Genomic DNA, 11,105 nt, shown 5'->3' on the forward strand with positions numbered 1-11,105 from the left:
GCTGGCCTGGCTGCCCCCGGCGCGGCCGCCCCCGCCCGCGGCCGGGCCGCCGGTGGCGCTGGCATGGTCGTCGCCGACGTCGCCGGCGTGGTGGCCGCCGCCATGGCCGCCGCCCTGGCCGCCCTGGCCGGGGCCGTCGCCGTCGTTGCGCTCGGCCTGCGCCGACTGTCCGGTCAGGTGCAGGCCGATGGTGAGCGATACCGGCAGGCAGGCCAGGGTGGTGGCAATCGCCGTCGAGGAACACAGCCGGAGCAGCCGGACAGACGACGCGGTCATCGCATGGTCCTCCTGATCAGGTGCCAAAACGGTGGACGCCGCCGCCCGCCATCCTGCCTGTTGCGCCGGCGCTTGCGATCGAGTGCGAAAGGATAGGGGCAGATCAAGGCGGATTCCGGGCCGCGGCATCACGAACGGCTGATCCGCCCCGGCTGTCGCGCGGAAGTGAACGCCGGAATCGATACGCCACCGCCGCCGCCCGCCGGGTTGCGGACAGAACCCCGCCTTGCGAGCGCGGATCGAGTATCAGTGGCTGCCGGGGGCCTCGGCCGTGCGGCTGGCCTCGAACAGGAACCAGGTGCGCCGCTCCGCCTCGTCGATCCAGGTCTCCAGCAGGCTGGTGCTGGCCACGTCGCCGAATTCGCTGCACAGGCCATGCGTCTCGCGCATGTTCGCCGCCAGTTGCAGGTTGTCGTCGCGCAGTTCCGCCAGCATGTCGAGCGGCGTGACGTACTCGGCGTCGTTGTCCAGCACGCGCTTCAGGCGGCTGATATGGCCGATCGAGCGCAGCGTGGCGCCGCCGATCTTGCGGGCGCGTTCGGCCAGCGGGTCGGTGACGGCGAAGATCTCCGCGCTCTGCTCGTCCAGCAGCAGGTGGTAGTCGCGGAAATGCGGGCCGGACATGTGCCAGTGGAAATTCTTCGTCTTCACGTACAGCGCGAACATGTCGGCCACCAGCTTGGTCAGCGCGCCGGCAATGTCCTGCACCGCTTCGGGCGTCAGGTTCGTGGGCGTCGCCAGCCTGCCGGTTCGCCGGGCATGGGCCTTCTTGTCGTCCTTCATCCGCCTGTCCTCCGAGATTGCCGGGTCGCGCGCCTGGATACTGGCGCAGCCGGCGCCGGCCGCCTGCCCCTTCATGCCGCCGCCGGCGTCACTTTTTGTCGAGCGGGGCGTCCGGTCAGATGACCATCTTGCCGGCGACGACGACGAGGGTGATGGCGAGCACGGTCCTGAGCACGAGGTCCGGGATGCGCGGGGCGAAATAGCTGCCGAGAACGATGCCGGGCAGCGACCCCGCGAGCAGCGAGGCCAGCAGCCCCCACTGCACGGTTCCCATCACCCAGTGGCCGATGCCCGCGAGCAGCGTGAGCGGCACCGCATGGGCGATGTCGGAGCCGACGATCCGCGCGATCGGCAGCCGGGGATACAGCAGCAGCAGCGCCATGATGCCGATGGCGCCCGCGCCCACCGACGACAGCGACACCAGGACCCCCAGCGCGGCGCCGGTGAGCACGGTCAGCACCAGCGCCAGGTGCGGGCTGACCGCGCCCAGGCGGGCCGCGGCGAAGTGCAGGATCTGCTTGCGCAGGATCAGCGACACGGCGGTCAGCAGCAACGCGGCGCAGAGGATGGCGGAGATCACCGCGCCGGCCGCGTCGTTGTGGGCGTCGAGGCTGGACACGACGAACAGGGTCAACGCCGTCGCCGGCAGGCTGCCGGCGGCGAGGCGGGCGGTGACGCGCCAGTCCACCATGCCATGCAGGCCGTTCATCAGCGTGCCGACCGTCTTGGTGCCCGCCGCGAACAGCAGGTCGGTGCCGACCGCGGTCACCGGATGGACGCCGAACAGCAGGATCAGCAACGGCGTCATCAGCGACCCGCCGCCGACGCCGGTCAGCCCGACGAGCAGGCCGACGCCAAACCCGAGGGCCGAAAACGGCAGTTCGATGAGGCCCGGATACGTCATGCGCTGACCCAGAAGGACATAGAAGGTGGTGTATGCGTCGCCGCCACGGCGCGGCTGTCGCCGGCGGGGCGATGGGCGGCCGTGACGCGCGGATTGGAGCAGCGCCCGGCCGCAAAGTCACGCCAGGAGCGCTGCAGACGCCGCCGGCGGCTGTGCTATCAATACCGCTCCCGCTCGCAAGGAGCCAGACAATGACGCGAGACATCGCCGATCGCGACATCGAGGCGGCCCTGGCCGACCCCTCGGCCTTCTTCGCCCAGCCCCAGGACATCGTCACCCATCCCCGGCTGTCGCGCGAGGTCAAGCTCAAGCTGCTGCGGCAATGGGAGCAGGACGCGCGCGAACTGTCCGTCGCCGAGGGGGAAGGCATGGGCGGCGGCGAGGAAAGCATGCTCGGGCGCGTGCATCTGGCGCTGCGCAAGGTGGAGGGGGCGGCTGGGGCCTGACGTTCGGGCGGGGGCACCCCGCCCCCCGGCCCAGGGGCAGACGCGGGCGGGCGGAGGGGTTATGTAGCGCGCCGCCGGCTTCCGCCCGGACACACAGAATATGGAACGATCGCCATCATGATCCGTCGTCTTGCCGCCGCGGCCGTCCTGGGCGGCGCTGTTGCCTTGTTGGGCCAATCCTGCCCGGCGCGGGCCGCGGAGCTGCGCGTCGGCCTGCCGGACGCCACCACGTCGCTCGATCCGCTGTTCTACGTGGCCGGGTCGAACACGCAGATCGCGCTGAACATCTATGACAGCCTGATGCGCCAGGACGCGCGCCAGAAGCTGGTGCCGGCGCTGGCCACCGCCTGGGTGCCGCTCGACGACATCACCTGGGACGTGACGCTGCGCGCGGACGTGACGTTCCAGGACGGCACGAAGTTCGGGCCCGAGGACGTGATCGCCTCGATCCGCCATGCCGCCACGGTTCAGGGCAGCGCGAGTTCGTTCAAGCCGTACACGGCGGGGATCGCGGACATGCAGGTGGCCGGGCCGGGCCATGTGCGCATCCGCACCAAGGCGCCGTGGCCGCTGCTGCCGAACGACCTCAGCCGCATCTCGATCATCCCGCGCGCCCAGCAGGACGCGCCGCAGAGCGACTTCGACGGCGACAAGGTGGTGGGCACCGGGCCGTTCCGCCTGGTGTCCTGGCAGCGCGGGGCCAGCGTGGTGGTGGCGCGCAATCCCGCCTATTGGGGCGGCGCGCCGGCGTGGGAGAAGGTGACGTTCCGCTCCATCGCCGATCCCGGCGCGCGGGTGGCGGCCTTGCTGGCGGGCGACGTGGACGTGATCGCCGCCGTGCCCTCGGACGCGCAGGCGACGGTGGCGGCGGGCAGGCAGGCGCAGGTGGTGGGCACCGAGGGCAACCGGCTGATCTATCTGCACCTGGACAGCAACCGCGAGGTGACGCCGTTCGCGCGCGACGCCGCCGGCCAGCCACTGCCGCACAACCCGCTGAAGGACGCGCGCGTGCGCCGGGCGCTGTCGCTGGCGCTGAACCGCACGGCGCTGGTGGAGCGGGTGATGAGCGGCCAGGGCAGCCCGGCCGGGCAGTTCATGCCCGCGGGCTATTTCGGCTATGACCCCACGATTCCGGCGCCCGCCTACGACGTGGCGCAGGCACGCAAGCTGCTGGCGGAGGCCGGCTATCCCGATGGGTTCTTCCTGACGTTGCACGGCCCGAACGACCGCTATCCGAACGATGCGAAGCTGCTGCAGGCGATCGCGCAGCAGTTCACCCGCATCGGCGTGAAGACGGCGGTGGACGCGCTGCCGGGAGCCAGCTTCTTCACCCGCGCCTCGAAGCTGGAGTTCTCGGCGATCATGGGCGGGGCGGCGATCGAGACCGGCGAGCCCACGGGCATCCTCAATCCGCTGCTGGCGACCTATGACGCGGCGAAGGGGGCGGGCACCGGCAATCGCGGGCGCTGGTCCAATGCGCAGTTCGACGCGCTGCTGGCGCAGGCGTACCGCACCTTCGACAACCCGGCGCGCGAGGCGCTGCTGCAGCAGGCCAGCCGCGTCGCCGTGCAGGACGTGGGGGTGATCCCGGTGCTGTTCCTTGAGCAGAGCTGGGGGCTGCGCCACGGCTTCACCTATGCGCCGCGCAGCGACGGCTACACGCTGGCGATCGACGTGAAGGCGGCGAAGTGATGCCGCCGCGCCCGATCGTTATCGACACCGACCCCGGCGTGGACGACGCCATCGCGATCCTGCTGGCGCTCGCTTCGCCGGAGCTGGAGCTGGTGGCCGTGCATACCGTGGCGGGGAACTGCCCGCTGGCGGACGCCACCGGCAACGCGCTGCGGGTGCTGGAGCTGGCGGGGCGCGCGGACATTCCCGTGCACGCGGGCTGCCCGCGGCCGCTGCTGCGCGAGCAGATCTTCGGCAAGTTCCATGGCCGCGGCGGGCTGGGCGGGACGGTGCTGCCGGCGCCGCGCCAGGGGGTGGCGCCCGGCCATGCGGCGCAGCGGCTGATCGAAGTGTCGCACGCGGCGCGCGCGACGGGCCGGCCGCTGACCGTCTGCCCGATCGGGCCGCTGACCAACCTGGCCGCGGCGATTGCGCTGGACCCGACGGTGGCGGCTGCCTGGGACAAGGTGGTGGTCATGGGCGGCGGGTTCCGGGTGCCCGGCAACCGCACGCCCTATGCCGAGTTCAACATCCTCGCCGATCCGCATGCCGCGCGGATGGTGCTGAACAGCGGCGCGGACATCGTGATGATGCCGCTGGATCTCACCCACCAGGCGATGGCGACCCCCGCGCGCATCGAGCGGCTGCGCGCCGCCGGCGGGCGCATCGCGGCGGCGGTGGTGGAGCTGCTGACCTTCTGGGACCGCGGCGACATCGAACGCTTCGGCGAGCCCGGCGGGCCGCTGCACGACCCCACGGTGATCGGCTACCTGCTCGCGCCCGAGCTGTTCCAGGGCAAGCGGGTGCATGTGGACGTGGACTGCGAAACGCCGGAACGCTACGGCCATATGGTGGCGGACTGGTACGGGCAGACCGACCGGCCGGCGAACGCGACGGTGATGACGAAGCTGGACGCCGAAGGGTTCTTCGCCCTGCTGACGCGGCGGCTGGCGGCCCTGGAGTAGGGCGGGCCCCGGCGCGGTCCTGCAGGGCCGCCGGTCAGTCGCGGGCAGAGAAGAGATATTTCACCAGCGCGGCGATCCCCAACAGGAGCAGGAGGATCACGAGGAGCCAGATCGCCCCCATCCCCCACATCGCCATCCCGCCACTGTTCATCATCTCATGCATGGGGCTGCTCCCTGGCTCGTTGGCGTTGCGGACCGTATTGTCGCCCGGGCGCAGGGGCCAGTGTCCTGAATCTGAAATTCGCCACCTGAGCGAACCCCGAATTCATGACACTAGCGTGTCATTCGCGCAACCGTCGCGACCAGTTCGTCGACCTTGTGGCGCTGTTCGTTCACGTCGCCGGACATGAACGCCTCGGCGACGCAATGCGAGACGTGATCCCGCAGGATCTGTTCTTCCACCTTGTGCAACGCCGCGCGGACCGCGTTGATCTGGGTCAATACGTCCACGCAGTACCGATCCTCGTCGACCATGCGGAGCAGGCCGCCCACCTGGCCTTCGATGCGCCTCAGGCGGGTGACGACCGCCGCTTTCGTCGCCTCGTGCACGTGTCCGCTCCTTGATACGATACCCCTGTGCGGTATATAGGGCAGGCGCGTCGTCCCGTCATCCTCCGCGTGGTGATGTCGTCGCAACCAGGGAGCATCGCCATGACCGAGGCCGCCCATCCGCATCATCGTCACGCGCCGGCGCCGGACCAGGTGACCGATCCGGTTTGCGGCATGACGGTCGATCCGGCGAGCGCGAAGCATCGCCACGAACACGATCACCGGCTGTTCCATTTCTGCTCCGCCCGCTGCCGCGAGAAATTCATCGCCGATCCCGGTGCCTACCTGAAGCCCGTAGCCGCGCCGCAACCGGCCCCGCAGGGGACCATCTACACCTGCCCGATGCACCCGCAGATTCGCCAGGAAGGCCCGGGCAGCTGCCCGATCTGCGGCATGGCGCTGGAGCCGCTCGCGCTCACGGCCGAGGCGGGGCCGAACCTCGAGCTGGTCGATATGACGCGCCGCTTCCGGATCGGCCTGGTGCTGGCGCTGCCCGTCGTGGTGCTGGAGATGGGCGGCCACGTGCCCGCGCTCGGCCTGCATGATGTCGTGCCTCCGCGCCTCTCGGTGCTCGTTCAGTTCCTCCTCGCAACGCCCGTCGTGCTGTGGGCCGGCTGGCCCTTCTTCGAGCGTGCCTGGGCCTCGGTGGTGAACCGCAGCCTCAACATGTTCAGCCTGATCGCGCTCGGCACCGGCGCCGCCTATCTCTACAGCCTGGTCGCGGCGTTCGCGCCGGACCTGTTTCCCGACGGGTTCCGGGGCATGGATGGCGTGGTCGCGGTGTATTTCGAGGCCGCCGCGGTCATCACCGTCCTCGTCCTGCTTGGCCAGGTGCTGGAACTGCGCGCGCGCGAGCAGACCGGCGGCGCCATTCGCGCTTTGCTCAATCTCGCCCCCAAGATCGCGCGCCGTCTCAACGCGAGCGGCGACGACGCGGAAATCCCGCTGGAGCAGGTCCAGGTTTCCGACCGGCTGCGCGTGCGCCCCGGCGATGCGGTGCCGGTGGACGGCGTGGTGCTGGAGGGCAGCAGCGCCGTCGATGAATCCATGGTCACCGGGGAATCGATGCCGGTGGGCAAGCAGCCCGGCGACAAGCTGATCGGCGGGACGGTGAACGCCACCGGCGCCCTGATCATGCGGGCGGACAAGATCGGCGCCGACACCATGCTGGCGCACATCGTCGCCATGGTGGCGGAGGCGCAGCGCAGCCGGGCGCCGATCCAGCGCATGGCGGATACGGTGTCGGGCGCCTTCGTGCCGGCGGTGATCGTCGTGGCCCTGCTTGCCTTCGTCGGCTGGGCCGTCTGGGGCCCCGCGCCCGCGCTTGCCTACGGGCTGATCGCGGCGGTCTCCGTCCTCATCATCGCCTGCCCCTGCGCGCTTGGCCTCGCGACCCCGATGTCGATCATGGTCGGCGTCGGCAAAGGCGCGGGCGGTGGCGTGCTGATCAAGTCCGCCGAGGCGCTGGAGCGCATGGAGAAGGTCGATACGCTGGTGGTCGACAAGACCGGCACGCTCACCGAGGGCAGGCCGCGCGTCGTCGCCGTGGTTCCCGCCGCCGGCTTTTCGGAGGCGGACATCATGCCGCTCGCCGCCAGCCTGGAACGGTCGAGCGAGCATCCGCTTGCCGCCGCGATCGTCGCCGCGGCGCGCGCGCGTTCGCTGGTGCTTGCGAACCCGACGGAGTTCGCGTCGGTCACCGGCAAGGGCGTCACCGGCAGGGTCGGCGACCGGATGGTGGCGCTCGGCAACGCCAGGCTGATGGACGAGGCCGGCATCGCGCTCGGAGATCTTGCGGCGCAGGCGGATGCACTGCGCCGTGACGGCGCCACCGCGCTGTTCCTGGCCATCGACGGCAAGGCGGCCGGCGTGATCGCCGTTGCCGATCCGATCAAGGCGACGACGGCGGCGGCACTCGACAGCCTGCGGGCGGACGGCGTGCGTATCCTCATGCTGACCGGCGACAACAGGACGACGGCCGAGGCCGTTGCCCGCAAGCTCGGCATCGCCGATGTCGAGGCCGACGTGCTGCCGCAGGACAAGCACCGGATCGTCCGGCGCCTGCGCGGCGAGGGCCGCGTGGTCGCCATGGCCGGCGACGGCGTCAACGACGCACCGGCCTTGGCGGAGGCCGAAATCGGCATCGCCATGGGCACCGGCACCGACGTCGCCATCCAGAGCGCCGGCGTCACGCTGGTGAAGGGCGATCTGGCCGGCATCGCCCGCGCGCGCACGCTGAGCCGGGCGACGATGCGCAACATCCGGCAGAACCTGGCGCTGGCTTTCGTCTACAACGTCGCCGGCATCCCGATCGCCGCGGGCGTTCTGTATCCGTCGCTCGGCATCCTGCTGAACCCGATCGTGGCGGCGCTCGCCATGGCGCTGAGTTCCGTCTCGGTGATCGGCAATGCCCTGCGGCTTCGCTCCGTTCGCCTGTAGGCGGCCGGGCGCTCACATGGAGCGATGTGGCCGGCGTCAGCGGGCGGCGAGCGGCCGGTTGAACCAGCGGTATTGCAGCGTCAGCCCGACGGTCTGGTAGGCGTTGTTGCGGCCGGTCAGCCAGGTCGACCAGCTCAGCTTCGTGGACCAGCTTGCTGTGAGCGGAACGGAAAGCGTGAGGCCGTAGCGCGAGTTCGCCTGGATGTCGTGCTTGCCGACGCCGTCGATGCTGGTCTCGCCGCCGGTGAAGTAGGTCGCATCCGCCGCCAGCCACAGCCCCGGCCTGAAATTGTAGCCCCCGTGCACCTGCACGCTGTAGATCGGCAATTGGGAGCGCACATGGCCGTGGAAGAAGTTGTTGTTGTCGGTGAAGATCCAGGTCCCGAAGGAGGCGTCCGCGAACCACTGGCCCAGCGGCACCGACAGGCCGATCTCGGGCCGGACGGCCCAGCGGTTGGAACTGATGTTGACAAGGCGCTGCGGGTCGTACGCCCCGCTGGGGGCGATCACGATGAGGCTGACGCCCAGCGTGGGTGTCGGCGTGCGCTGGGCGAAGGCGGCCGGCGTGAGGGCGGGGCCGCCGAGCAGGTTCACCGAGAAGCGCAGCCTCAGGTCGCCTGGCCCCAGCCGGGTGGCGCGCGCGCCCTGCTCCTGGACCTGGCCGCTGAGGTTGCCGTCGAAATAGGGCAGCAGCAGAGAGGCGCGGGCCGCACGCCCGGCGAGGGCGAAGGTGTGGTCGTAGCCGAGCGCATAGGTATCGATCGCCGCCTTGACGCCGGTGATGGGCAGCGAGGGGTCCAGCGAGACCCGGCCGCTGGTGTGCGAATAGCCCGCGACCAGAAAGTTGGTGCCGATCGGCGACGCCGAATAGGCCCGCGGCTCCAGGTCCTGGGCGTGCGCGCAGGCGATCGCGAAGACGCTGCCGGCCGCCGCGAGCGCGAGCATGGCGGCCGATCGAAAGCGTTGCGACAACGATCCGCGTGCGGCGCGCCGGGGCGCGACCGCGCGAAACGCCGGCGCGTGTAGGCCTTCGTGCGGCGATCGTCCGATGGGTGCGCCGGTCATATCACGTCTGATGCGGACGCAGTTTCGGCCGCCTCGCGCGTGCGGGGCAACGAACGTTGCGGTGAAGCGATCGCCGATGGCCGCACTGGCGCCCATCATCCGGGCCCGTTGCTGTTGAGCGCCGCCACGATCAGGCCGATGCCCTGGGCATGCCAGCGCTGCACCGCCTTGTGGTCGGCGCCGAGCAGGGTGGCGAGGCGGCGCCAGGTGAACAGGTGGCGCTCGGTCGCCGGGCTGACCAGGCTGCGGGCGCCGACGATGCGGCGCAGCACGTAGCGGTCGCGGGGGATCAGGGGAATCCAGCCCAGGGCCTCGTCCATGCGGGTGACGCGGGCGGCGTCCGGCATCGCCGGGCGCAGGCGGCCGGCGTCGTTGCGGTGATTGTCCCAGCCATAGCCTTCCAGCGCCGAGCGGACGATATCGAGCTGGCTGGTGCGCAGGCGGGTGGAGTAGCCGGTGGCGGGCAGGGCCAGCAGGGCCTGCCCGGCTTCCTCCAGGCGGTAGACGACGGTTTCGGCGTCGTATCGTGCGCCATTGGCCGCGCCGTTGCGCGCCGCCGGATGGCGCACGCGCCCGTGCGCCCGCACGCCCATCGGGCCGCCATGACCCCCCGGTGAAACCGGGGGGCATGGCGCGGACGGCGCAACCGCCGCGGCAGCCGGCCGGGCTGCGCCGTTCGCTGCGCCATTGCCGATGCAAAGCGCGCCATTGGCCGGAAGGGTCGCGATGAAATTCATGCATTGCTCCTGTCGTGGTTCGAGCCGGTGGGGCGGCGGGCGTCGATCACGCGGACGCCCAGGCGGGTCTTGCGCTGCTTGCCGTCGTGGTAGGGGGCCTCGGCGAGCAGGCCGGATTTGAGCCAGGCGGCGATGACGCGGGCGGCCTCGTTGTCGTCCAGGCCGAACTGGCGGACGAGCACGCGGCCGGCCCAGCGCTCGCCCTTGCCGTCCTGGCTGGCGCGCCCGGTGCGGTGGGCGGAGTAGGCGACGCCCTCGCCGGGGCCGGCGGCGATGAGGTCGAGCGCGCGGTTGCAGTCCGCCGCGGTCATGCCGCGCAGCGGACTGGGCGGCTTCCAGGCGGCGATGGCGGCCACCGCGTCGCCGGACGGGTAGGCTTCGGTCGCGTTGCCGAGGCTGACCGTCTCCAGCCGGAACCAGCGGGCGTTGTCGGCGCGCGGCGCCAGGTTGGCCTTGGCGTCGTCGAGGCGGACATAGCGCCAGCGCTCGGCGGCGGGGACGGAGAGGTGCTCGGCCTCCTCGGCGGTCATGGGGGCGAGCAGGGCGGCGCTGCGGGCGGCGTCGGTGAGGGACTTGGCGCCGCGGGCGGCGTCGACGTCGGCGGAGGCGCCCTTGCGGACATGGTGCACCAGCAGGATGGCGGCGCCGGTGGCCTCGGCGATTTCGGCCCAGGCGGTGGCGGCGGCGTCCATCTGGGCGTTGCTGTTCTCGTCCAGGCGGTGGCTTTTCACGAACGGGTCGACCACCACGAGGCCGATGCCGCGGGCGCGGCAGGCGGCGGCGACGGCGGCGGCATCGGGGTGGACGATGGCCTGGGTTTCGTCGAGGGCGGCCATGGTCAGGCGGCGGCTGCGGCCGGAATGCAGGAACAGCCGGCCGGCCAGGGCGTCGCGCGGCACGGCGTGGAGCTGCATCAGCGCGGCGACGCGACGGTCCTGCTCCTCCTGCGGGTCTTCCAGGTTCATCACCCAGACCGGGACGGAGTGGTGCACGCGCTCGTTCAGGATCGGGCGGCCGGAGGCGACGGCGACGGCCTGGGCCAAGGCGAGGGCGGACTTGCCGACGCCGCCGGGGGCGGCGAGCACGCTGACGAAGCGGCGGATCAGGCGGGTGCCGTAGAGCCATTCGCGCGGCGGAATGGTGGCGGGGTCGGGCAGGGCGGCCGGCACGGCGGCCAGCGGCGGCTCCGGGGGCGGGGGCGGCGGGGGCGTGGCGGCGCGGCTTTCGGCCTCGGTGTGGGCGAGGCGCATGCGCAGGCCGGAGGTGTCCA

The 11,105-nt window shown here is 71.4% G+C and carries 11 protein-coding genes and 1 pseudogene; 4 read left to right on the forward strand and 8 right to left on the reverse strand.

Translation table 11 applies throughout. The features are described from left to right. From OL599_RS25340 to OL599_RS25350, 3 genes and pseudogenes are all read right to left on the reverse strand, one after another. Positions 1-276 (reverse strand): annotated as a pseudogene (locus OL599_RS25340) (hypothetical protein); the annotation flags it as partial. Positions 277-522: 246 nt separating this feature from the next. Beyond that, a complete protein-coding gene (locus OL599_RS25345; RefSeq protein WP_264716848.1) occupies positions 523-1,059 on the reverse strand; it encodes a Dps family protein in 537 nt (178 codons plus the stop codon). A 115-nt stretch (positions 1,060-1,174) separates the two neighbouring features. Beyond that, positions 1,175-1,963 (reverse strand): sulfite exporter TauE/SafE family protein, encoded by a 789-nt coding sequence (locus OL599_RS25350; protein WP_264716849.1) that lies wholly within the window; start codon positions 1,961-1,963, stop codon positions 1,175-1,177. 191 nt (positions 1,964-2,154) lie between these two features. Here OL599_RS25350 and OL599_RS25355 point away from each other — a divergent pair, with 191 nt between their 5' ends. From OL599_RS25355 to OL599_RS25365, 3 genes are all read left to right on the forward strand, one after another. After that, positions 2,155-2,409: a hypothetical protein gene (locus tag OL599_RS25355; protein ID WP_264716850.1), complete on the forward strand. Its 255-nt coding sequence runs from the start codon at positions 2,155-2,157 to the stop codon at positions 2,407-2,409. 117 nt (positions 2,410-2,526) lie between these two features. Continuing rightward, the gene (locus OL599_RS25360; RefSeq protein ID WP_264716851.1) at positions 2,527-4,101 is read left to right on the forward strand and encodes an ABC transporter substrate-binding protein; all 1,575 of its coding nucleotides are present in this window, start codon (positions 2,527-2,529) and stop codon (positions 4,099-4,101) included. Next, positions 4,101-5,045: a nucleoside hydrolase gene (locus tag OL599_RS25365; protein WP_264716852.1), complete on the forward strand. Its 945-nt coding sequence runs from the start codon at positions 4,101-4,103 to the stop codon at positions 5,043-5,045. Before OL599_RS25360 ends, OL599_RS25365 begins: the two co-directional genes overlap by 1 nt. Positions 5,046-5,079: 34 nt before the next feature. On the opposite strand, the gene OL599_RS25370 is transcribed toward OL599_RS25365, so the two are convergent. Both OL599_RS25370 and OL599_RS25375 read right to left on the reverse strand, forming a co-directional pair. Beyond that, a complete protein-coding gene (locus OL599_RS25370) occupies positions 5,080-5,208 on the reverse strand; it encodes a hypothetical protein (protein WP_264716853.1) in 129 nt (42 codons plus the stop codon). Between the two features lie 110 nt (positions 5,209-5,318). Continuing rightward, on the reverse strand, positions 5,319-5,594 hold the full coding sequence (locus OL599_RS25375) for a metal-sensitive transcriptional regulator (RefSeq protein WP_264716854.1): 276 nt from the start codon (positions 5,592-5,594) through the stop codon (positions 5,319-5,321). 102 nt (positions 5,595-5,696) lie between these two features. Between OL599_RS25375 and OL599_RS25380 the strand changes: the two genes are divergently transcribed. Continuing rightward, a complete protein-coding gene (locus tag OL599_RS25380; RefSeq protein ID WP_264716855.1) occupies positions 5,697-8,033 on the forward strand; it encodes a heavy metal translocating P-type ATPase in 2,337 nt (778 codons plus the stop codon). A gap of 36 nt (positions 8,034-8,069) precedes the next feature. Here the strand turns inward: OL599_RS25380 and OL599_RS25385 are convergent, their stop codons facing one another. From OL599_RS25385 to OL599_RS25395, 3 genes are all read right to left on the reverse strand, one after another. Next, on the reverse strand, positions 8,070-8,978 hold the full coding sequence (locus OL599_RS25385) for a transporter (protein ID WP_264716857.1): 909 nt from the start codon (positions 8,976-8,978) through the stop codon (positions 8,070-8,072). A 215-nt stretch (positions 8,979-9,193) separates the two neighbouring features. Next, positions 9,194-9,835 carry a DUF6362 family protein gene (locus OL599_RS25390; protein ID WP_264716858.1) on the reverse strand — a complete coding sequence of 214 codons (642 nt, stop codon included), beginning with the start codon at positions 9,833-9,835 and terminating at the stop codon, positions 9,194-9,196. Further along, a partial coding sequence (locus OL599_RS25395) for a helicase RepA family protein (protein WP_264716859.1) occupies positions 9,832-11,105 on the reverse strand: 1,274 nt, incomplete at its 5' end. The genes OL599_RS25390 and OL599_RS25395, both read right to left, overlap by 4 nt.

This window comes from Limobrevibacterium gyesilva, from assembly GCF_025989185.1.
Classification (GTDB): domain Bacteria; phylum Pseudomonadota; class Alphaproteobacteria; order Acetobacterales; family Acetobacteraceae; genus Limobrevibacterium; species Limobrevibacterium gyesilva.

What these genes read in the sequence shown, in the direction of transcription:
- OL599_RS25345 (WP_264716848.1), bottom strand. Translation starts at nt 1,059, where the DNA reads ATGAAGGACGACAAGAAGGCCCATGCCCGGCGAACCGGCAGGCTGGCG.
- OL599_RS25350 (WP_264716849.1), bottom strand. Translation starts at nt 1,963, where the DNA reads ATGACGTATCCGGGCCTCATCGAACTGCCGTTTTCGGCCCTCGGGTTT.
- OL599_RS25355 (WP_264716850.1), top strand. Translation starts at nt 2,155, where the DNA reads ATGACGCGAGACATCGCCGATCGCGACATCGAGGCGGCCCTGGCCGAC.
- OL599_RS25360 (WP_264716851.1), top strand. Translation starts at nt 2,527, where the DNA reads ATGATCCGTCGTCTTGCCGCCGCGGCCGTCCTGGGCGGCGCTGTTGCC.
- OL599_RS25365 (WP_264716852.1), top strand. Translation starts at nt 4,101, where the DNA reads ATGCCGCCGCGCCCGATCGTTATCGACACCGACCCCGGCGTGGACGAC.
- OL599_RS25370 (WP_264716853.1), bottom strand. Translation starts at nt 5,208, where the DNA reads ATGCATGAGATGATGAACAGTGGCGGGATGGCGATGTGGGGGATGGGG.
- OL599_RS25380 (WP_264716855.1), top strand. Translation starts at nt 5,697, where the DNA reads ATGACCGAGGCCGCCCATCCGCATCATCGTCACGCGCCGGCGCCGGAC.
- OL599_RS25385 (WP_264716857.1), bottom strand. Translation starts at nt 8,978, where the DNA reads ATGCTCGCGCTCGCGGCGGCCGGCAGCGTCTTCGCGATCGCCTGCGCG.
- OL599_RS25390 (WP_264716858.1), bottom strand. Translation starts at nt 9,835, where the DNA reads ATGAATTTCATCGCGACCCTTCCGGCCAATGGCGCGCTTTGCATCGGC.